Source organism: Candidatus Kurthia intestinigallinarum, assembly GCF_003991225.1.
GTDB lineage: Bacteria > Bacillota > Bacilli > Bacillales_A > Planococcaceae > Kurthia > Kurthia populi.
Map to the genome: position 1 here is coordinate 40060 of NZ_JTFC01000041.1, position 20452 is coordinate 60511.

Sequence of the window (20452 nt, forward strand, 5' to 3'; positions counted from 1 at the left end):
ATGAATATATTATTAATAGAAGATGATGTGGTTATTGCATCACAAATAAAAAAGGATTTTGCATCGTGGAACTATACAGTAGAAACACCAACGGATTTTCATGAAGTACTAAAGGATTTTGAAGCAATTGAGCCACAGCTTGTCATGATTGACATTCAGTTACCTGCGTTTGATGGCTTTCATTGGTGTCGTCAAATTCGAGCGATTTCAACAGTGCCGATTTTATTCTTATCCTCGCGTGACCAGCCACTAGATATGGTGATGGCGATGCAAATGGGCGCAGATGATTATGTGCAAAAGCCCTTCCATATGGATGTACTGCGTTCAAAAGTACAGGCCTTGTTACGTCGCACCTATGATTACCAGGAAGTGAAGGAAGCGAATAATCAATTTCATGATGCACAGGTCGATTATGCGGCAAGTACCATTTCAAAGGGAGAGCAAGTGATTGAGCTAACAAAAAATGAGCAGTTTATTTTGAAAGTTTTGCTAGAATCCCCAGATGAAATTGTGTCGCGTGATGACTTGATGAAGCGTCTATGGGATGATGCACGCTTTGTAAATGACAATACACTGACGGTGAATGTCAATCGACTGCGCGGCAAATTAGAGGAGCTCGGATTGGTTGATGTTATTGTGACGAAAAAGGGCCTTGGCTATATGGCTGTGACACATCATGATTAAATTATTTTGGCGAGAGCATCGTGCAACGGGCTTGTTTTTCTTCTTTTGCTTAATCTGGATGAATGGCTTGCTATTGCTGGAGGTGGATTTTAAAAGTGTCGCGACGATTTATTTAAATTCGACACTGTTGTTTTTCTTCGCCTTATTTATAGGCTATCGCTTTTTACGAGACTATCGACGATTGTATGCGTTGAATTTTCACAATGCGGAAGATTATATGGATGCCTTTAAACTTCAAACGGAACAGGCAGAGCTTGATGCGATTCGTTTACTACATAAGACGCAGGCGGAAATACGAGAAACGAATGATTTTCAGGTGGCATGGGTGCATGAGGTGAAGACACCGTTGACTGCGATGCGCTTATTATTAGATGAATTGCCATCTAGTGAGACGAAGCAACAACTAGAAGTAGAGTGGCTTCGTATTCACTTATTAGTAGATCAATCCCTTCATACACTACGCTTATCTGCAGCGGAGCATGATTTGCTATTTGAAAAAGTATCCATTCGCCAGGCGATTATAAAGGAAGTACAGGAGCTTCAAAACTGGTGCTTCTTAAAAGAATTAGAAATTGATTTAGCAGTTGGCGATGATGTGTTAGTGACAGATGAAAAGTGGCTACGCTTTATTGTTCGCCAAATTTTATCAAATGCAGTGAAGTATAGCCATACAGGTGGCCTTATTACGATTCGTTACACGAAAAATGAGTTAATCATTCATGACGAGGGCATTGGAATTCGGATGGAGGACTTGCCACGTATTTTTGAAAAGGGCTTTACAGGCTCTACGGGGCGTAAGCAATCTGCTTCAACGGGGATGGGATTATTTTTAGCGAATCAAACGGCGAAGAAACTTGGACTTACTTTACAGGCAACGTCTCATAAAGGCACAGATTTAATTATTCGCTTTCCAGAAGAAAATACCTATGCGAAAGTGCGTAAGTGACAAAAATGTCATGTTCCTGTCATGTCAATCAAACGATTTCGTTCGCGATAATGCGTAAACTAAACGTATTAAGAAATGTGGAGGAATCATTATGGATATTTTAAAAGCAACGCAGCTTCATAAAACGTATGGTAAGCGTCGCAATCAAATTGAAGTGCTAAAAGGAATTAGCTTTACAGCACAGGAAGGCGAATTTGTTGGCATCATGGGGCCATCTGGGTCGGGAAAAACTACATTATTAAATGTACTGTGCTCGATTGATCAGCCGACAAGTGGGGATGTGGCCATTAACAGCCAAAGTCTAACAACCCTTTCGAGTAAAAAACTTGCTTCTTTCCGTCGTACCCAAATGGGCTTTATTTTCCAAGATTATAATTTACTTGATACCTTAACGGTAAAAGAAAATATTTTACTGCCACTAGCAGTGAGTGATATTTCAAAACAGGAAGCAGAAATGCGCGTTCAGCAATTAATGAATGAGCTAGATATTCAAGAACTAGCTCATAAATACCCGAATGAAATTAGTGGTGGACAAAAGCAGCGTACTGCAGCGGCACGTGCTTTGATTATGAAGCCAGCGATTGTTTTCGGTGATGAGCCAACAGGAGCGCTTGATTCAAAATCAGCTGCCGCTTTACTTGAAAAGTTATCACAGTTAAATGAAGCGCAGAAAACAACGATTTTAATGGTGACACATGATGCGGTGGCCGCAAGTTATTGTAGCCGCGTACTGTTTTTAAAAGATGGGAAGCTCTATACAGAACTTTACAAAGGAGAACAAACACGGAAACAGTTCTTTGAAAATATCTTAAATACGCAGGCGATTTTGGGCGGTGATGGCTATGAAGCTTAGCACACTTGTCTTTCGTACAATGTGGAAAAATAGCCGATTATATGGCCTTTATTTTCTCGCATTAATTTTTAGTAGTGGTCTTTATTTTTCATTCTTAACTTTAGCTGCTAATCCAAGCGTTGTTGAAATGAACTCAACGAGTATGAAGGCAGGCGCTGCGTTTGAAGCAGGTTCGGTCATTTTAGTTGTGATTGTTTTCTTCTTCGTACTTTATGCCAATCAATTGTTTATGAAGCGTCGTAGTAAGGAGTTTGGGCTATATCAGTTAATTGGACTACCAAAGGGTCGTATTGCACGCATGCTTCTATTAGAAAACAGTGTAATGTGGCTAATCGCCGTAGCTGTTGGTGTTGGAATGGGCGCAATTTTTAGTCGCTTTTTCGCACTGCTATTTTTAAAAGTTGTCGAAGTTGAACGTAGCGTAACAGTTGAGTTTTCACTAGATGCACTCGTTCAAACAGCACTTATTTTTGTTATTTTATTTATTGTGATGTATTTACAGTCACTTCTTCATATGAGCCGTACCAAGTTAATTGATTTATTCCATACGTCTGGAAAAGCAGAGCAACGCGTGAAACGCTTTTCATGGATTAGCATGATCATTGGTTTTATGGGGATTGGTTTAATCATTTTAGGCTATTATCTCTCAACGCAATTGCTGACGAGTGATAAATTTAATACAGAAAATGCACTTTATGTGGGCATGTTGACGATTTTAGGGTCGGTTATTATGGGGACGTATATTTTCTTCCGCTTTAGTGTTTCTGCACTTTTGAATGTACAACGTAAAGCGCGTCAGGGTCATGTAAAAATTGTGGATATTGTTGCGATTTCTCCGATTATGCATCGTATGAAAACAAATTCATTGTCCTTATCGTTAATTACGACATTAACAGCACTTGCTCTTGCGGTATTAACGTTATCGTATATCGCGTATACATCAGCAGATACGCGCGCAAAAGAGGGTATGCCTTTTGATATTGGTACTATTACAGAACAAGCAGTACAACTTGAAAAGGAATTTGATAAGGCTAGCATCGAATATGACAAGTATACATTTGATATTCTTGAAGCGAGCTTTGATTTAAAGAATGCGTATTCACGTGAGATACCGGACATTTTACAAGATGATACGATGTCATTGCTTGTTGTTAAAGAAGGACAAGTAAAAAGTATGATGCCGGATTTAATATTGAACGATGATGAAGTCGCTGTCTTTAACTATGCAAAAATGACAGAGTTCTTTATGCCATTAGAAAAAAATAAAAAAATTGAGCTTGTTGATTTGAAGCAAAAAGCAACGATTACAATGATTGAAGAGCGCTTTGTATTACCATCGACGCTAAGCAACTCACCGATTATGGTCGTATCGGATAGTATGTTTAATGAAATCAAAAAGCATACAATAAAATTGTCTTCTATTCAGTCATTCACTGGTTTCGATATTGAGGATGAACAGCAATTAGAAAAGGCACAACAAATCTATATGGACACGACGAATGGTATGGCGAAAGTTGGGGAAGGCAAGGATAGTTATAAAATGTCCTTCTCAACACAGGAGCAACATTATCGCGTATTCCTTGAAACAATGGGGATCGTCATTTTCGTAGCAGGATTCCTTGGCCTAGCATTCCTGTTAACAACAGGGAGTATTTTATACTTCAAACAAATGAGTGAAGCCGAAGATGAAGCACCGCAATTTACGATGCTACGTAAAATTGGCTTTACAGAGCAGGAATTAATGAAAGGTGTAAGCTATAAACAACTTTTCAACTTTGGATTCCCATTACTCATTGGGATTTTCCATAGCTATTTCGCTGTAAAAGCTGGCTGGGTTATGTTTGGTATTGGCTTTGAAAAACCATTTATGACGGTATTAGCAGTTTATATTGTCCTTTACTTAGTATTTGCGCTCTTAACATTACGTTATTATCATAAAATTATCACAAAGAGTTTATAAGGCGAAACTTTTTCTAAGAAAATACGTGTTACTATAGAGAGAAAAGAAGTGAATAGGAGAAAAAATAGTGGATTTTGATGTGTTATATACCTTGAAGCTCATTATTATTGGGCTTGTACAAGGCTTTACAGAACCGATTCCGGTATCATCGAGTGGACATGTCATGATAGCGAGTCAGTTGCTTGGTGTAGGGGAGCAAGGTTTTACGTTCGCCATCTTAACGAATACGGCTTCATTACTAGCCATTCTAATTATTTATCGTCGTGATATTCAGCGTCTAATCGTTGGATTTGTGCGCTATATAATGACGCGACAAACGCAGTATAAGGCGGATTTCCGCTTTGCGCTATTCGTTATTATTGGGTCGATTCCAGCGGGTATCCTTGGCGTGTTACTAAGTGATGTCATTGCCGATTCGGTGAGCATGACAGTCATTGCCATGATGCTGTTTGTGACAGGGATTGCGCTATGGCTCATTCGTAATATGAAAGGGAGCAAAGGAGATCGTGATATTACCGCGAAGGATGCGGTGATTGTTGGCTTAGGCCAGGCTGTTGCCTTAACACCGGGGATTAGTCGCTCGGGTGCAACGGTGATTTCTGCTGTTGCGGTTGGAATGAAACAGGAAACCGCGCTCCGCTTTTCATTTATGCTCTATATCCCTGTTAGTCTAGGTGGTGTAGTGCTTGGTTTATCCGATTTCTTAAATGAATCAAATAAAGCAGATTTAGCGATTCCATATATTGCCGCATTTATCGCCACATTTATGATGACGTACTTTGCGATGAAGTGGTTTATGGGCATTATGAAAAAAGGCAAGCTACAATATTTTACTTATTATTGCTTTACAGTTGCTGTGTTATTACTCATATTTTTCTAAAAGAAAACACGTTCTTGGGATGAGCCAGGGACGTGTTTTTTTGCATTAATCAATAACGGCGAACGTCATTATATAATAATCTTTTGCTGGGTAGGGGATGATGGTTCTTGAAAGATGCTGCCCTGTTTTTAAATTATAGGCATTGATTTCGCCGCGTGTTTTTTCATTTTTTACATATTGCGTGAAAATATAGGCTGTTTGATTGATAACGGTAATTTGATCAGAATTAGTATCCATTTGTGCTAATTCATTTTTCATTTGTTTATCAATCTTAAATTTCATTGCTGTTATTTTCGTCGTTTTGTCCATCATATAGGCCTTTTCAAAGGTATCTAAAATGACGAGCTTATTTTGTACAACAGCTAGGGTATCTGGATTGAAGTTTTTATCTTTAATCGCGATTTTTTTCTCTATTTTGAGTGTCTTAGGATTGAGCTGTAAGAGGCTGCCATTAAATTCATAAACATCTGATTGATAATCTTGTGTGGCAGGAATCACATGTGTTTTTGTAACTGCAACATATAATTTTCCATGAAACATTATCATGGATTGATTGCTTGGTAAGGCACTTTGTGTGTATTCCTCCGCTTTTAATGTTAATTTTTTTGCCTGCATAAGTTTCCCTGTTTTTAAATTTACTTGATGAATATATTATGTAGCGTCAGGGTTTGATGTGGAAATATAGGCAATATCGTGGTGAATATAAATAGACTGGGCAAAGCCATTTGGAATGGTAACGATTTTTTTAGCATGAGCATTTGCTCGTTTCCAGTAAACAAGCTGCTGTGGTTTCGTATAATCAGCTGCAACGTCATAGATGACATACTCGCCGTTTGTATGTAATGTAAAGGACTGTGCATTTTTTTGCTGAGTGGCCTTTAAGGACTGGATTTTGCCGGTCGTTAAATCAACGGTATAACGGTCGCTTGAGCTGTTATTTACGAGGTAAGCATCCTTATCGGCTTGTTTAAAGGCAATAGGGTCTGAAATATTCATTTCTGCGCTTCTCGATAAATAATTACCTTGTTGATCGATCGTAAAAAAAGCGCCTTTATTTTCTCGCGAGGCATTGGCTTCAGAAAAAGCGAGTATGTATTTTGCACCGTCTAAGGTCAGTGAATCCGTCGTATTTTCAGGAGTCGCTTGCTCCTTTTTTGCATCAGTCATAATATTGAAAATAATAATCCCGGCAATGATGATAGCACAGCTGGCTAACATGAAGAGAATTTTTTTCATACATATCAAGTCTCCTTTATAGTAGGATTAATTGGTGTTTTCACCCATGTATAGTATGAGACATGTTTGTTAAAAGTAAATAGCCAAGCGCTTAAAGAGTACTTTCGCATTAAAGTCTTTTCAGAAGAAGTGTAAATAAAAGAGGCTAGACAAAACACTTTATTTTCATTTTTTAGCGTTCGCAACGAAAAACCGGAACCATGCCACCGCGCGATTCCGGTTTTTCTTATGCTCATATGAGTGGTTGTTTTTACACTTATGTCCCAGCCTCTTTAAGTCGTTTGTGCGCTTTTTTTGGCTTTTTTCATTTCTTTAAATGCTTGGAATAAGGAAATAACATAGACTATCCATACGGCATAGCCTGTTGGATTGATGCCATGTTGTGAACGGCCACCCATCCAGTAAAAAGCAATTGTCAGTAGCATCAATATAGTTGCTTCAACAATACTAAGAAACGCAAATTTTGATTTTGAAATCTTCCATGCGAATTTCTCATTTCGTGCAAGGACAGTGCTCACGATGACAAGTGCGACTAAAATTATTAATGGTAGAAATAAGCTGACGCCTTCTTTAAAGAAATCTAAATACAGAATAAAAATGAATAGCAAATAAGCAAGTATCGCTGTATATTTCTCCATAATAGCACCCACTTTACATTTATTTACATAATTATACCATGTCTATGTGTAAATAAGTAGGTGAAGAGGCCGTGGCCATTAAAGTAACTTGCGTTGAATCAAAATTTTTCAAACGATAATAATTTATTTTTATTCAATAGCATAAATTTAGCTACTTAAAATACTTATCATCATATTTTTTCTTGAGTACTTTCAATTCATTGTTTAGCTGATGCGCGGCATAGTAAAGAGATGGATTACTTTGCGCAGTCGTACCGTTCTTTCCAAAGAGGCTTTCATAGCGAATGGCACGTGCCGTCAGGGCGTCATTTTCTGTCGTAAACCATTTTCCTTGATCCGCTTCGACTTGTTTTAGTTTTTCGACATCATGTAGTAATTGATTGAAATCACTATTTGATTTTAATTGAAGCAGTGATTTGAACGAGAACGTTTTGTTGTTGAAATGGAGTGCCCCGCGCCCTTCGCCGTAAAATAATGAAGAAATCGTGACGTTAAATGAACCATTTGATTGAATGCCGGTGAATGTAAATACTAAATCACCAAGTTGACCAGCGCCCGGCTCTATTTTCCAAGTGGCGGGACTTCCCTGCATAGAAATAATCGTGCTAGCAGATGGATATTTAATAGCGGAAGGAATGCCTGAAATGCGCACAACGGCCGATTGCTCATCGGTATAGGATACCGTCACCATCGCATCACTTAGCATACCATTATAAATGTCTCTGCCATTATGATAATAATGCTGGCCATCAACACCTGTATACGGGTAGCCATCTGAATAAAGAATGCCTTTGTATTCCTTCATACCAGGGTAAAGTGGCTCGCCCTGATGTAATTTTTCATCATGGACAAATAGCGCGTTGCTTTCAAAGACAATACCATCGACATAGAGCTTATTTTTGTATGTATTCACGCCCTGATGTTTTTTACCTTTTGCGTAAAGTATGCCCTTGTATAATGTGTAGTTTTTTGGAATCGAGCCTTTAACATAGAGTGTATTTTTGTAAAGCACCGTCCCTTTTGCAAGCACCCCTTTTTTATAAAGTTGCTTTTTAAATACCGTCGTTTTTGTGACAATTTTGCCGGTCTTTGCATTGACGAGCTTGCCCTTAACGACCTTGTAACTCGCGGCTTGTACGGGCGTTGAGATACTTGAAGCGGCAAGCGTGATGAGTGCAGTTGCTGCAATTAATTTTTTCATAAAGATAGCCTCCTTTTCTTATTAGCGTACCAATAGGAAATAGAGAAAAATAGCAGACAGAAGCGCTAATTTCAATGAATGAAATGATAGAAACTGTTCATTTTTAGTAAATAAATGAAGATGTATCCATTAATCGTTTGATTTCAGAAAATAGAATGACGAAAATTACTTATTTTTTAAATAAAGGGTATCTTTTTGTAACATTTTCTAGTTAAAATAGAAATGTTCACAAAATTGAGAAAACTTTTGTGGGAATGCACGGAATAAAACGCTACTTTTCGTAGTGATTTATCTGAAAATTCTGTGCAAAATCTATACATATTTAGGGGGATGACAGATGAATGCCATTACACTTGTAATTGGAGCAATCTGTGTGCTAGCAATAGCGTATCGTTTATATGGTATTTTCTTTACGAAAAAAGTATTGAAAATCAATGATGATGCACCAACGCCTGCACATGAAAAAAATGACGGCAAAGACTATGTGCCGACAAACAAATGGGTGGCGTTTGGTCACCATTTCGCAGCTATCGCGGCAGCAGGGCCACTTGTAGGACCAATTTTAGCAGCACAGTTTGGTTATTTACCAGGCTATTTATGGCTGTTAATCGGGGCAGTAATCGGGGGTGCCGTGCATGATGCGGTTGTATTATTTGCGTCGATGATGAAAGGCGGTAAATCATTATCAGAAGTGATGCGTGAGGAGCTTGGTCCAGTAGCGGGTTTTTGTACAGGCCTTGCCATGCTATTCATCATTACGATTACAATGGCTGGTTTATCGATGGTTATTTTAGGTGCGTTAGCAGAAAATCCATGGGGTACCTTCGCAGTGGCAGCAACGATTCCAATTGCGATGTTAATGGGTGTGATGCAGCGTTTAATGAATAATTTATGGGTTCCGACAGTGATTGGTATTTTACTCTTAGTGGCAGCCGTATTCTACGGTCCATACATTGAGGGTACATGGCTAGGAAACGTTTTAACATTAGATAAAGCGACATTATCAATTATTTTACCAGTGTATGCATTTTTCGCAGCAGCTCTGCCAGTGTGGTTCTTATTAGCACCGCGTGATTATTTAAGTAGTTTTATGAAAATCGGTGTTTTTATTGCACTAATTATTGGCGTCTTTATTATTAATCCAACAATCCAGTTCCCAGCTATTATTCCAGATTTCATTAATGGTGGCGGTCCAATTGTTGCAGGTCCTGTGTGGCCATTCGTTTCGATTACGATTGCATGTGGTGCGATTTCGGGCTTCCATGCCTTCGTTGGATCAGGGACAACACCAAAAATGCTTGACCGCTGGGAGGATATCCGCATCGTTGGTTTTGGAGCGATGCTTGTAGAATCACTTGTCGGGGTGATGGCATTAATTGCCGCAACGGTTTTACATCCGGGCGATTATTTTGCGATTAACTCTACACCTGAAGCTTTCCAAGCACTTGGAATGGCGACGGTTGATTTGCCACAGCTTGCGGCAGCGGTTGGTATGGATTTAGAAGGTCGTACAGGTGGTGCTGTAACGCTTGCAGTCGGTATGGCGTCTATTTTTGCGGGTGTTGAGTGGTTTAGCCATTTAACACGTTATTTCTATCAATTCGTGATTATGTTTGAAGCCGTATTTATTTTAACGGCAATTGATGCGGGAACGCGTACAGCACGTTATTTAATTCAAGATTTCTTAGGCAATGTGTATAAGCCACTTAAGAAAACAGATTGGCTACCAGGCACGATTTTTGCGAGTGCGCTTGCCTGTGTGATTTGGGGTTATTTACTCAACTCAGGTGATATCGCATCTGTATGGGCATTATTTGGTGTATCCAATCAGCTCATGGCCTCAATCGGCTTAGCCTGTGGTGTCACGTATGTATTGAAAGTGGCAGACAAACGTATTTATGCGTTAACATGCTTTATCCCACTCGTTTACTTATACATTACGGTCAATGTAGCAGGGTTCTGGATGGTGAAAAAAGTTTACTGGAATTCAGCAGCAGGTGGCTTCAATGTATTAAACGGTATTTTATCATGTATTATGTTGGCGCTTGGTATCGTCATCATTATTGCCTCTGCAATGAAGTGGAAGCAACAATGGCAAGATCCACGCTTTGTGAAAACAACGGTATAATAAAAAAGGAATCGTCAGCGAGCTGGCGATTCCTTTTTTTATGAGAATTATTCGATACCGTATTTGATATAACCGATTTGCATTTCACCTGAAGTTTTCATGGCATCAGGCGTTGAGCGTAATGCCTGTTCTTCTGACATTCCTTGATACTGTACCTTGTAGGCTGCAGGAGACATACCATATTTATTAACAAAAGCCGTTAATGTTTGAGGTTCGGCCTCGGCTTGTTTAGCGATTTCAGCTTGTTTAGCGTTTTCGGCTTGTTTAGCAGCTTCCGCTTTCTTTGCCGCAATACGTTCGTTTTTAACAATTTTCTTTTTAATGCCGGTTAGCTTGTTTACTAGTTTGTCTTTTTCATCTGTTTGTTGTAGTTGATTAACGACTTTTTTCGCCTTTTTATAGGTTGCCCAGTCCAATTTCTTTTGTGCCTTCGCAACTACTTTGCTGGCATGCTTTTCTTGCTGTTGTACAATCTTTAGTGCTTCCGCTTTCTTTTGCTCGGCCAATTGTGCTGCTTCCTTTTTAGCAGCAGCTTTTTCTGCTACATCATTCGAGCAGGCAGCTAATGTGAAAAGAAGTAAGACAGCGGTACTTAATTTTGCGATTTTCCTCATTATTAAAACTCCTATTTCTATGTTTCTGATTAGTTTCCAGAAAATAGTATAGGCTTTTTCAAATGAAGTCGCAATAGGCGCTTTAAATCGTCAAAATCATATGTATATAATGATAACGATCAAGTGACTTCTGTGAAAATGCCGACGATGGAATTTAAGTATGCATATGACCTAAATGGTGATTTAAGTGCCACTACTTTACCATCAGGTATTGAAACAAATTATACTTACAACAGTGATGGTCAAGTAAGTCAAATAAATAATGGCAATGATATAGTTACGTATGAATATGATGAAAATGGGAATACAAGTGCTATTTTACGAAATAATGAAGCCTTAAAAATATTTATGTATGAGGCTGAAACAAATGCCCTTGCAACCTATACATTAGGCCTGTTTAGTCAAAAATATGAATATGATGAGACAGAGCGTCTTATCAAGAGTCAAACAGTTTATAATGATGAAACTGCTTTCAATCAAGAAATTACTTATAAAGAAAATAGTGATGACATAGACCAACTCAAGTATGGTCTGGACAGTACAAACGCTCATACGTATACAGTTGATACAGATGTTGCGAATAGTCAAACAACTTTAACATTAAATGCTGATTTACTTGTACAAGTTGCACGAACAAATGATAGTAACTTATTAAATTCATTAGTTTATACAACAAAACAACAAACGCCTTTTGAAATCACTTATGAATACACAAAGAATGGGAATATTTCAAAAGAAACAGTGAATGATACTTCAAGTTCATTTGAATACGATAAAAACGATCAATTAATCAGAGAAACTTTATCGAACGGTACGATTAATTCTTATGAATACAATGCTGTAGGAAATCGAACGCAATCAGACACAAATGGAATCGTTTCTACATTTACGTATAACGATGCGAATCAAATTAAAACGAAAAATGATACAGCGTTTGAATATGATAAAGATGGTAATTTACTACAAGATGAAAACTATAAGTACACGTACAACCAGCAACAACGCCTTACTCAAGTAAAAACGTTGGAAGGTAACCCAGTTGCTTCTTACACATATGATGAAGATGGTCTACGTTTAACAAAAACAGTTGGTGATACAACACATGAATACTTCTATAATAATGAAGTATTAGATATGGAAGTTGTGAAAGTAAATGATACTGTAACCGAGTACCGTTTATATGAATGGAATGGTTATACACCACTTGGTATGATAGTGAAAGCCAAAAACAATGTGGATACTTTTGAAACGAAAGCATATCAATTCATCACAAATCATCGTGGCGATGTATTAAGCATTCGTGATAGTGAAGATAATGAAGTCGCCTCATACACATATGATGCATACGGAAACATTCTTACAGCTGAAGGTGCTTTAGCAAAAGCGAACCCAATTCGTTACGCTGGTATTATGATGAAGAAACGAATAACTACTATTTACAAGCACGTTACTATAACCCAGAAAATGGTTCTTTCTTAGCGTTAGACCCACATCCAGGAGATGATGACGAACCGCTGTCGCAAAATGGTTATAGCTATGAGAATGGTAATCCAGTGATGAAGATTGATCCTAACGGGAAATTAGCCCAAATATTAGGAGGTGCTCTGATCAATGCTGTATCCTATATAGCTAAATTAATTGCTAAATATGGAACTAAGAAATTCAAGAAAGAAATATGTTTTAAAGAATTAGGTATTACTATGGGTAGAGGTGCTTTATCAGGAGCAATAGGATTAGGTTTAGTTAGTAAATTAAAAAAAGCTGGTGAACTCAGCGATATAGCAGGTAAATTTTTATCTGGACATATTGCTCCGGCTGCTTATCTAGTCGGTAATTTTGGTGATTTTTCTAAAGGTTCGTTCAGTGAAAATCAAATACTCTCATATTTTGGTAAAACAGAATCTTTTATTTGAGCAGGAATAAAACCTTTTGTACAAAAAATAAAGAATAAGTATACAAAGAAAAAAATGGTGGTTTTAAAGTGAAGTTTGAAAGGCGTGAAATAAGATATGTTTGAGAGTCCTTATATAGGCTTTGTTTTTTTGATGTTTCCGATAGTATTTGTATATCTATTCTCGCTCAAAAAAACAAAAGAATTATATTTTAATGATTCAGATTGGGAGGCTTTCAGAAAAATAACTCCTTTTTCTCCCAAGGTTAACTATTACTTATGGGCTATTTTCATTTATGGAGGGTGTGCATTTTTATTTTATTGTTTGATGCTCAAGATTTTATATGATTTTGGAGTAATTGATTAAGAATTTTGTATTCAAATAAAATATACACGATCAGACTTTAGTATAGAATAAAGAGATTCAATTGACGCATTATTAGCTGCATAGGCATTGACCAAAGGCGGATATAAAGGCTATGAAAAATATGGATAGTAGGTGTAATGATTTTTTAAATGATATCCTATTTGAAATAATTTTCTTAATCTTATTTTTTTCAATGGGTTCTATTTATTCAATGATTAAGTTTCTTGGAGCTGCGATGATAGAAAAAAATACTCTGTTTTCGTCACTACCGATAACACCCCTTTACATGAATTGCATACACAATTTAAACACGAAAAAGGCAGTCAATCGACTGCCTTTTTTTCTTGATTTTTTATTAGTTCGCTTCTCTAATCCCTTGGTAGTTTCAAAAGATTATCCTTTGATTTTCAATTTGGAGAAAATCGTATGTATTTTTGTTTCCAACACAACATGCTTTTGATTATTTAAACAGCACCTCTTTGCATTTTGATGAATGGCAATAGAGAACTTTCCCCAACTGGCACATTTGATACGCAAGTTACAGTTGCTCGGATCTCTTTTACTTGAACCCGAAGAGCCGCCTGCGCTTCTAATGTTTCCCCTCTATACTTTGTTGTGTTGATGATGTATTCGTTATCTCCTGTTCGTTGAGCAATTGCTGTTGCATATGAAAAAAGCGTCCCTCCTTGAATCGTGATCGTATCTGATGGAACGGATAATTTCCCGTCAAGCTAGTGTGCAATGGCTTTTTCAGCTTTCATGGTGAGCCCTCCTATGCAAATTTACGAGCTGGCAGAACAACACTTGCTGTTGGCTCGAATGTGATAGTTTGTGTTTGGTCGTCAATTACTTTAACTGGAAATTCGCGCACCGATTTGCCATCGAGTGTAGCTTGCGAAAAGCTTACAACGTCCCCTACTGAAATTTATTCTAAAGAATCAATTGCGCTAAATGTTATTGCTGACCAACCTGTGATACCTTTAGTGTTTACCATTAACATAATAAAAATCCTCCTAAGATTAACTGTAGTTATAGTTTGTAAGTGTAGAAATCTATATAGATGCTAAGATCTTCTTCGACTGCTTGTTCTGGAAATACGGACCAATCCATTCTTTTAATAGAGAGGGATAATCCATACTTCTCTAAGATATAAAGAAGTGAATCCTCAATCATTCGAAATACGCAGCCCGCCGTATTCCTCTTGAATTTTTTAGATAGTCTATTGAAGTATTCTGTGGGGACGTTGTACAACCTTACGAAGCAGGAAAATTTAGTGTCCGCTTCATTAACTTCTAACGTTTCCAATACCGTATGTGCTATACGCAAAGATTGTGAATATACATAGTCGAAAAATTTATCTGGGAATTCAAGTTCATGCGACACAGCCTAAACGCAAAGCTCTTTGGTTGCGCCAATCATCTTTAAGAAGTTGATTTGTGTGCGCACATAATGTGAATTCTCTAGGCCACCAGCTTCGAACCAGTCGTGCAAACGTTTGTTGACATCTCTTGCAACGTATACCGGTACTTGCATCGTTTCAGTTCTTTTAGAATCATTTCGTTTTTAATAGTCATTAGTAAATCCCTATTCAATAAAGAATGGAGCTTGTTTGTTCAACACTGTAATTAATTTTAGGCAGATGTTAGCAGTACTAGAATTATTGAAGTCTTTGTTCAAACCATTTACTTTGTTCTTTTTGCGACTCTACAAGCTCTTCATTTGATTCCAAACACCATGTAGTTAGGCCGAAAGAGATAGCCCAGATACATGCATAAAAGAAGTCATATGTAAGCAGATAGTAAATCGATTCAGTGGCATTGTAGATATTGATAGCCCACGTAAAGCGTTGAAGTAAGCGTGAGCCGTTAGCTGATGTTGTCATGCAGTTCGCCTTCTGTTGAAACATTGGAGCAATTTATTGATGCGTCGATGGCATATGCTAAGCCATCGACGAATATTGTACTGTCATGTAGCTCGAAAAAAAGTATTTTACCATATACTGAATAAATAAAATACGATACAATAGAGGTAATAACATAACGTGTATGAGCTGGTGCGTGTGAGAGCATGCTTAAAAGGGAAGCGCGGTGAAAATCCGCCACTGTCCCGCAACTGTGATTCGGAGTCTTTTATGATAAGCCACTGGGAAACTGGGAAGGCATAGAAGATGTGGATGAGAAGTCAGGAGACCTGCCAGTATCTAGTACACACCAAATGCCTACGTGGAAATAGGCGGTGTTTTGTGCGAAAGTATCGTGGTGTAAGATAGGCCACTTATTTGACTATGCATAAAAATCCAGCGCTATTTCTTTATTGAAATAGCGTTTTTTGTTTGGCTTATGTTAAATAAAAAATGAGGAGTTTTACAAATGAATGAAAACACGTATGTAGATCAATTTTGGATAATGATTTTAAACAACCAGGTAGCAGGTGTATATTCTACAATGCAGGATATGCAAGCGGAATTAGTTGACGACCATCCACAAGAGCAGCAACTGATTATGCAGGCTTATGAAATTGTACGCCGTGAGTTAGTAGGACGTAGTTAATATGTTAAATGAAGCGGAAATGGATGAGCTTTTGCATGATTGGGACGGAGAAGAGCCGTTATATCAGGAATTTGAATTGATTTGTGCATAGGGAAATGGAGAGGATGTTAGATGAAAAATTTGACGCTACAAGACATCGTTAATAGAAAAATCCAGTATATTAAAAATCGTTCCCCAGAAGAAAAGATAGATTTTGAGATTTACGATAGGGGGAGCCTTAAAGCATCTGTTGAGATTTTAAGTGATATAGAAACTTTAGATGAAAATGCATTTGTTAAAAAATATCTCGACTTTATTCAAGCGAATAAAGAGACAAAATTCATCCTTGAAGAAGAGATAGAAGAATTTGATGGTTATAATAATTTTATTGTGTCTGTTCTCATGCTTTTGAACCCGATATATGAATATGATTTAGACGATTAATTTCTAATGAATAAAAACGCGTACCTGACCAAGTATATGGTAGGTACGCGTTTTTTTCTGATTAGTCACGATTTATATACCGAAAGCGATGATGGAATGATTTCCTGCTTCCATCATTTCTAGAAAGTAATCCAGCTTATCAAATTGATAATATAATTCTTCTTTAGATTAGAAATCGACGTCTTTCACTTGTTCTAAAACAAAGGGATCTGATGGCATCGCACGAACAATTTCCCTAAGCTTTTCAATGCAGTGTATAAAAGAAGGCATCGATTCTTTCAATAATACAGTCGCTTTGAAATAATCTATGTGTCTATAATAAATACTATTTTTGCGAAAAGAAGGGATTGTGCAATTGCCTATAGAATACGATTATATAAGTTCCTAAGAGATGGGGTGTTTGTCTTGTTAAATTATCCACTTATTGCGCCGCCTTTTGACATGAAAGATTTTGAAGAAATGAATAAAGGTGAAGCGAAGCAATTTTTTGATTGGTATATTTCTGAGATTCCTTCACGACTTAATGTGCTAGAGCAGTTAACACAAGGAAAAATCGAGCTGGATTTCTCGCCAGCGTCACTTATTCACCTGTTTGATTGGTATTTGTCTGTTATCAATTTATACAAACTTTCGGAGGAAGAATTGGAGGAGATTTTTCAATCATGGGATGGCCTGCCATGGTTTGTGTACGAAAGTGAAAAAGAAAGTCTGTTAGAGCATCCCTATGAGATAGATCAGGAAGATTACGCACTTGCATTGGATATTTCCATTTATTTTGCGGAGACTATTCGCGCTCATTTTCCAGAAGTACAATGGGCATATAAAACGAAACCAAAATCAGATGCAGAGCTCAATCAACCTATCTTGCTATTTGAAACAGAAACGATTTATTACGAAAGAAACCCACGAAGGCTTCTACTTGTAATCATTGAGTACATTAAAAAGCATGATGTAACGTCTAAAAGTCTATTTGATATGTTTCATCAAGACGGGCAGCTAATTTTGGGAGAAGATGAATAAAATGAAAAAGGTACGAAGCAGTTAGATGGCTTGGTACCTTTTTTATATGGCAAATGGTTTAGAAAAAGGGAGCATATTAGGCAAGGAGTATGAGCCTTTTCATGCACTATATCGTCAGCATCGAAGCGAGTTTTTGAATACCTATTTCCATCTGCTCAAAAGTGGCATAGGCATAGGATAAGCGTAGATGATGAAAATCATTTGGCTGATAGACATATCCGGGGTGAATAATGATTTTTTGCTCGAGCATCGTCGTAAATAAAGCTTTTGTAATGACGGGCTCTGAAAATTTCAGCCAAATATAAAAGCCTCCTTTTGGAGATGTCCATGTGGCAATGTGATGGAAGTATTTCACAAGAAGCTGCTCGAGAAAATCAGCACGTATTTTTAATTGCTGTCGAAGGGTAACGAGTGATTTTTCGTATAGGCCCGTCGTTAGCCAATGAGTTAAAATTGCTTGTGAAATCGCACTTGAGCCATAATCCGTCTGCATTTTAATATCTGCCAAGCGTCGAATCACGGTTTTAGGACCGACAATCCAGCCAATACGTAGTCCGGGGCTGATCGTTTTCGAAACACTGCCCACATAAAGCACCTGCCCTGTCTGGTCGAGGGTTTTAATTGGGCGGCTTTTTGCTTCGTCAAATAGCAATTCACCATACACATCGTCTTCAAGTATCGGAATCGACAGCTTACTACATATATCATACACATCTCTTTTTTCTTTCTCTGTCCAGATGCGTCCCGTTGGATTTTCGAGCGTTGGAATCGCATAAAAAAGACCATGACGATTTCGTTTCAGCTTCGCCAATGTGTCGTGAAGATTCGACGGATTATCGACGCCGTACAGATGCATGCCCGCTGATTGAAATGGATGAATCGAATTTAAATAAGAAGCCTTTTGCTGGAAAACAAATGAGCCCGGCTCTAATAATCCAACAGCAGTTAGCTGGAATGCCTGCAGTGCACCGGAAATAATCAAAATATTATCAGCTGTTGTTTCAATACCTCTTTTTTTCAAATGAATACAAAGATTTTCACGTAGCTCCTGATTGCCCTGTGGCTCCGAATAACCGATTGCTTGCGGGGAAAGGGTGATGTTTTTTAGCGAGTTTTCGAGTGCCTGTGTTGGTAAAAGCTCTAATGCAAGTTCGCCTGTCCCTAAGCGTATCATGTCCTGTCTTTGCTCATAATCATTAATTAATTGAATGGTTTCGATGTTTGGCTTATGGATACTGGCGTTAATTTGCTGCTGCCATTTTGGCTGAGAAAGCAAATAAGGCCAAGGATTTTGGGCAATAAATGTACCAGAGCCAACAGCTGTTTCAAGCAAGCCGTTTGCCTTTAATTCCTCCATTGCGGTGTTGATGGTGCTACGATTAACGTCAAATTGTACAGCTAAGGCGCGCTGTGACGGACATTTCATACCGATTGGAAAATCACCACAGGCAATGCGTTCGGTAAACCAATTCACAATTTGTGTATGATACGTTTGATAGCTCTCTTTTGTAGGCTTCCACTCCATATAAGGTCAAGGTCTCCTTTTAAATTGGTTGGGTAAATAACCAACCAATTGGTCGTTTTCTACCAGTATAGCCTGCGATAAAGTAAAAGGGAAATGGAGTGAGAGAATTGGAAACGATTATACATGGATTTATTTTAGCATTGGGTCTTATTTTGCCATTAGGCGTACAAAATGTTTTTATTTTTACACAGGGCGCTACACAGCCGTCACTCATACGCGCATTACCTGCGAGTATTACTGCTTCAATTTGTGATACAATTTTGATTTTATTATCGGTAGGGGGGTTGTCTTTTTTAATTATGCAGCTTGAGTGGCTACGCATGGTGATGATGATTGGTGGCGTTTTGTTTCTACTCTATATGAATGTATCGATTTGGCGTTCAGCACCGAGTGGGGAAATGGATGGTACTGCCTTACCTATCAAAAAACAAATTTTATTTGCTTGCTCGGTGTCTTTTTTAAACCCGTCTGCATTAGTAGATATTATAGGAGTCATTGGTACAAGCTCCTTGCAGTATAGTGGCTCGGAGCTTGTGTTATTTACCGCGAGTTGCATCATCGTGTCATGGATTTGGTTTTTTGCGCTGATGTTGGTCGGCTCACGCATGAAATATTTACATAATCAGCGAAAAGTGATGATCATTTTTAATAAAAGCGCTGCGATTTTTATTTTTGCAATGGCCATTTATTTAATGGCTGGCTCTATATAGAACGCATTCTAAAAAGGGTGCTTGGTCATTGACCGAGCACCCTTTGATGTCATTTATTCGAAATAAAAAAGGTCTTCAAATTTCATCTCCAGTGCGATGCATAAAATTAAGGCTAATTTTGCGGTAGGGTTGAATTGCCCCGTTTCGAGTGAACTGATTGTATTTCTTGAGACGCCGATTAGTTCGGCGAGCTCTCGTTGAGACATTTTTCTCTTTTTTCGTGCAGCGCGAATATGATTTTTTAACAATAATTCCTCTTTATTCATTTCAATCAACTCCACTTATCAAGTTTGGAGGATGTACCCAACAATAAAAGTAATGCAAATGGCTGCATTTAAAATAGTCATATACAAATGACACCGTACTGACGAATGAATGCCGTCGTCAACTTGTGTAAGAAGTCCTCTCGCTGAAATGCCACTTTTTCACGCAAACGCGCCACTTTACGCCGTTGTTTTTGGTAGTTCATGCAGTCTCGTAAAACCCGGTTGTCTTTTTTCGCTTGTTCGTAACGGCGTGAAAGGTTTCGTTGCTCACGTTTTAACTTTTGTTCCATCTTAGCCGTAAAGCGTTGGTTATCCACTTTACGCCCATCCGAAAGAATCGCGAAATCGGTGATGCCTAAATCAATGCCAATTGCTTGATGTGTTTTTGGCAGGGGGTGAAATTTGGGGACCTCGCACGTAATGGACACCGAGAAACAACCACTCGTGTGATAATGATTCTAAAGACATATCATAATATTAATAAATTATTCATCTTTTATTTGAATAAGCATTTTTTATTATAAAAAAGGTTTTTAGGAGGAAAGATAGGGAAACAGAATA

Annotated in this window: 22 protein-coding genes, 2 pseudogenes and 1 riboswitch; of the genes and pseudogenes, 14 read left to right on the plus strand and 10 right to left on the minus strand. The window is 38.0% G+C overall.

The window, feature by feature from the left end; all coding sequences use genetic code 11:
* From QI30_RS15890 to QI30_RS15910, 5 genes are all read left to right on the plus strand, one after another.
* Positions 1-684, plus strand: a complete 684-nt coding sequence (locus tag QI30_RS15890) for a response regulator transcription factor (RefSeq protein ID WP_126991564.1) — start codon at positions 1-3, stop codon at positions 682-684.
* Positions 677-1630 (plus strand): sensor histidine kinase, encoded by a 954-nt coding sequence (locus tag QI30_RS15895; protein WP_233600618.1) that lies wholly within the window; start codon positions 677-679, stop codon positions 1628-1630. Before QI30_RS15890 ends, QI30_RS15895 begins: the two co-directional genes overlap by 8 nt.
* 91 nt (positions 1631-1721) lie before the next feature.
* Complete coding sequence (locus QI30_RS15900; RefSeq protein ID WP_126991566.1) at positions 1722-2483, plus strand: ABC transporter ATP-binding protein; 762 nt, start codon at positions 1722-1724, stop codon at positions 2481-2483.
* Entirely contained in the window at positions 2473-4443 is a 1971-nt protein-coding gene (locus QI30_RS15905) for an ABC transporter permease (RefSeq protein ID WP_158621049.1), read from the plus strand. The genes QI30_RS15900 and QI30_RS15905 overlap by 11 nt, the downstream gene beginning before the upstream one ends.
* A gap of 67 nt (positions 4444-4510) precedes the next feature.
* Positions 4511-5323 carry an undecaprenyl-diphosphate phosphatase gene (locus QI30_RS15910; RefSeq protein WP_370323626.1) on the plus strand — a complete coding sequence of 271 codons (813 nt, stop codon included), beginning with the start codon at positions 4511-4513 and terminating at the stop codon, positions 5321-5323.
* Positions 5324-5368: 45 nt separating this feature from the next.
* Here QI30_RS15910 and QI30_RS15915 read toward each other — a convergent pair whose 3' ends face one another.
* From QI30_RS15915 to QI30_RS15930, 4 genes are all read right to left on the minus strand, one after another.
* The gene (locus tag QI30_RS15915; protein ID WP_126991569.1) at positions 5369-5938 is read right to left on the minus strand and encodes a hypothetical protein; all 570 of its coding nucleotides are present in this window, start codon (positions 5936-5938) and stop codon (positions 5369-5371) included.
* A gap of 36 nt (positions 5939-5974) precedes the next feature.
* The gene (locus QI30_RS15920; RefSeq protein WP_126991570.1) at positions 5975-6559 is read right to left on the minus strand and encodes a hypothetical protein; all 585 of its coding nucleotides are present in this window, start codon (positions 6557-6559) and stop codon (positions 5975-5977) included.
* Positions 6560-6831: 272 nt separating this feature from the next.
* Positions 6832-7197, minus strand: coding sequence for a hypothetical protein (locus QI30_RS15925; protein ID WP_126991571.1), 366 nt, complete (start codon positions 7195-7197; stop codon positions 6832-6834).
* A gap of 151 nt (positions 7198-7348) precedes the next feature.
* The gene (locus QI30_RS15930) at positions 7349-8398 is read right to left on the minus strand and encodes a hypothetical protein (RefSeq protein WP_126991572.1); all 1050 of its coding nucleotides are present in this window, start codon (positions 8396-8398) and stop codon (positions 7349-7351) included.
* Positions 8399-8735: 337 nt separating this feature from the next.
* Between QI30_RS15930 and QI30_RS15935 the strand changes: the two genes are divergently transcribed.
* Entirely contained in the window at positions 8736-10526 is a 1791-nt protein-coding gene (locus QI30_RS15935) for a carbon starvation CstA family protein (protein ID WP_126991573.1), read from the plus strand.
* Positions 10527-10573: 47 nt separating this feature from the next.
* Here the strand turns inward: QI30_RS15935 and QI30_RS15940 are convergent, their stop codons facing one another.
* A complete protein-coding gene (locus tag QI30_RS15940; protein ID WP_126991574.1) occupies positions 10574-11140 on the minus strand; it encodes a hypothetical protein in 567 nt (188 codons plus the stop codon).
* A 123-nt stretch (positions 11141-11263) separates the two neighbouring features.
* On the opposite strand from QI30_RS15940, the gene QI30_RS15945 reads away from it, so the two are divergent.
* The 3 genes and pseudogenes from QI30_RS15945 to QI30_RS15950 all read left to right on the plus strand — a co-directional run bounded on the left by QI30_RS15945 (position 11264) and on the right by QI30_RS15950 (position 13053).
* The gene (locus tag QI30_RS15945; RefSeq protein ID WP_126991575.1) at positions 11264-12619 is read left to right on the plus strand and encodes an RHS repeat protein; all 1356 of its coding nucleotides are present in this window, start codon (positions 11264-11266) and stop codon (positions 12617-12619) included.
* Positions 12607-12657 (plus strand): annotated as a pseudogene (locus QI30_RS21255) (hypothetical protein); the annotation flags it as partial. The gene QI30_RS15945 and the pseudogene QI30_RS21255, both read left to right, overlap by 13 nt.
* Before the next feature lie 36 nt (positions 12658-12693).
* Entirely contained in the window at positions 12694-13053 is a 360-nt protein-coding gene (locus tag QI30_RS15950) for a hypothetical protein (RefSeq protein WP_126991576.1), read from the plus strand.
* Positions 13054-14784: 1731 nt separating this feature from the next.
* On the opposite strand, the gene QI30_RS20480 is transcribed toward QI30_RS15950, so the two are convergent.
* Together QI30_RS20480 and QI30_RS15955 are read right to left on the minus strand one after the other, a co-directional pair.
* Positions 14785-14931: a DUF6877 family protein gene (locus QI30_RS20480; protein ID WP_158621050.1), complete on the minus strand. Its 147-nt coding sequence runs from the start codon at positions 14929-14931 to the stop codon at positions 14785-14787.
* 124 nt (positions 14932-15055) lie between these two features.
* Positions 15056-15280: a hypothetical protein gene (locus QI30_RS15955; RefSeq protein ID WP_126991577.1), complete on the minus strand. Its 225-nt coding sequence runs from the start codon at positions 15278-15280 to the stop codon at positions 15056-15058.
* A gap of 11 nt (positions 15281-15291) precedes the next feature.
* Between QI30_RS15955 and QI30_RS21260 the strand changes: the two are divergent.
* The 4 genes and pseudogenes from QI30_RS21260 to QI30_RS15975 all read left to right on the plus strand — a co-directional run.
* Positions 15292-15405, plus strand: a pseudogene (locus QI30_RS21260) (AsnC family transcriptional regulator); the annotation flags it as partial.
* Positions 15406-15432: 27 nt separating this feature from the next.
* A riboswitch (cobalamin riboswitch) is annotated at positions 15433-15610 on the plus strand.
* 157 nt (positions 15611-15767) lie between these two features.
* A complete protein-coding gene (locus tag QI30_RS15965; protein ID WP_126991578.1) occupies positions 15768-15947 on the plus strand; it encodes a hypothetical protein in 180 nt (59 codons plus the stop codon).
* Between the two features lie 111 nt (positions 15948-16058).
* On the plus strand, positions 16059-16370 hold the full coding sequence (locus QI30_RS15970) for a hypothetical protein (protein WP_126991579.1): 312 nt from the start codon (positions 16059-16061) through the stop codon (positions 16368-16370).
* Positions 16371-16775: 405 nt separating this feature from the next.
* The gene (locus tag QI30_RS15975) at positions 16776-17390 is read left to right on the plus strand and encodes a hypothetical protein (RefSeq protein WP_126991580.1); all 615 of its coding nucleotides are present in this window, start codon (positions 16776-16778) and stop codon (positions 17388-17390) included.
* A gap of 106 nt (positions 17391-17496) precedes the next feature.
* Here the strand turns inward: QI30_RS15975 and QI30_RS15980 are convergent, their stop codons facing one another.
* Complete coding sequence (locus QI30_RS15980) at positions 17497-18915, minus strand: PLP-dependent aminotransferase family protein (protein WP_126991581.1); 1419 nt, start codon at positions 18913-18915, stop codon at positions 17497-17499.
* A gap of 107 nt (positions 18916-19022) precedes the next feature.
* Here QI30_RS15980 and QI30_RS15985 point away from each other — a divergent pair, with 107 nt between their 5' ends.
* Positions 19023-19625, plus strand: a complete 603-nt coding sequence (locus QI30_RS15985; RefSeq protein WP_126991582.1) for a LysE/ArgO family amino acid transporter — start codon at positions 19023-19025, stop codon at positions 19623-19625.
* A gap of 53 nt (positions 19626-19678) precedes the next feature.
* Here the strand turns inward: QI30_RS15985 and QI30_RS15990 are convergent, their stop codons facing one another.
* Positions 19679-19891 carry a helix-turn-helix transcriptional regulator gene (locus tag QI30_RS15990; RefSeq protein WP_126991583.1) on the minus strand — a complete coding sequence of 71 codons (213 nt, stop codon included), beginning with the start codon at positions 19889-19891 and terminating at the stop codon, positions 19679-19681.
* A gap of 77 nt (positions 19892-19968) precedes the next feature.
* Positions 19969-20319 (minus strand): RNA-guided endonuclease InsQ/TnpB family protein, encoded by a 351-nt coding sequence (locus QI30_RS15995; protein ID WP_126991584.1) that lies wholly within the window; start codon positions 20317-20319, stop codon positions 19969-19971.
* Positions 20320-20452 lie beyond the last annotated feature (133 nt).

What these genes read in the sequence shown, in the direction of transcription:
- QI30_RS15895 (WP_233600618.1), top strand. Translation starts at nt 677, where the DNA reads ATGATTAAATTATTTTGGCGAGAGCATCGTGCAACGGGCTTGTTTTTC.
- QI30_RS15905 (WP_158621049.1), top strand. Translation starts at nt 2,473, where the DNA reads ATGAAGCTTAGCACACTTGTCTTTCGTACAATGTGGAAAAATAGCCGA.
- QI30_RS15890 (WP_126991564.1), top strand. Translation starts at nt 1, where the DNA reads ATGAATATATTATTAATAGAAGATGATGTGGTTATTGCATCACAAATA.
- QI30_RS15990 (WP_126991583.1), bottom strand. Translation starts at nt 19,891, where the DNA reads ATGAATAAAGAGGAATTATTGTTAAAAAATCATATTCGCGCTGCACGA.
- QI30_RS15965 (WP_126991578.1), top strand. Translation starts at nt 15,768, where the DNA reads ATGAATGAAAACACGTATGTAGATCAATTTTGGATAATGATTTTAAAC.
- QI30_RS15955 (WP_126991577.1), bottom strand. Translation starts at nt 15,280, where the DNA reads ATGACAACATCAGCTAACGGCTCACGCTTACTTCAACGCTTTACGTGG.
- QI30_RS15915 (WP_126991569.1), bottom strand. Translation starts at nt 5,938, where the DNA reads ATGCAGGCAAAAAAATTAACATTAAAAGCGGAGGAATACACACAAAGT.
- QI30_RS15925 (WP_126991571.1), bottom strand. Translation starts at nt 7,197, where the DNA reads ATGGAGAAATATACAGCGATACTTGCTTATTTGCTATTCATTTTTATT.
- QI30_RS15940 (WP_126991574.1), bottom strand. Translation starts at nt 11,140, where the DNA reads ATGAGGAAAATCGCAAAATTAAGTACCGCTGTCTTACTTCTTTTCACA.
- QI30_RS15900 (WP_126991566.1), top strand. Translation starts at nt 1,722, where the DNA reads ATGGATATTTTAAAAGCAACGCAGCTTCATAAAACGTATGGTAAGCGT.
- QI30_RS15935 (WP_126991573.1), top strand. Translation starts at nt 8,736, where the DNA reads ATGAATGCCATTACACTTGTAATTGGAGCAATCTGTGTGCTAGCAATA.
- QI30_RS15970 (WP_126991579.1), top strand. Translation starts at nt 16,059, where the DNA reads ATGAAAAATTTGACGCTACAAGACATCGTTAATAGAAAAATCCAGTAT.
- QI30_RS20480 (WP_158621050.1), bottom strand. Translation starts at nt 14,931, where the DNA reads ATGCAAGTACCGGTATACGTTGCAAGAGATGTCAACAAACGTTTGCAC.
- QI30_RS15930 (WP_126991572.1), bottom strand. Translation starts at nt 8,398, where the DNA reads ATGAAAAAATTAATTGCAGCAACTGCACTCATCACGCTTGCCGCTTCA.
- QI30_RS15980 (WP_126991581.1), bottom strand. Translation starts at nt 18,915, where the DNA reads ATGGAGTGGAAGCCTACAAAAGAGAGCTATCAAACGTATCATACACAA.
- QI30_RS15920 (WP_126991570.1), bottom strand. Translation starts at nt 6,559, where the DNA reads ATGAAAAAAATTCTCTTCATGTTAGCCAGCTGTGCTATCATCATTGCC.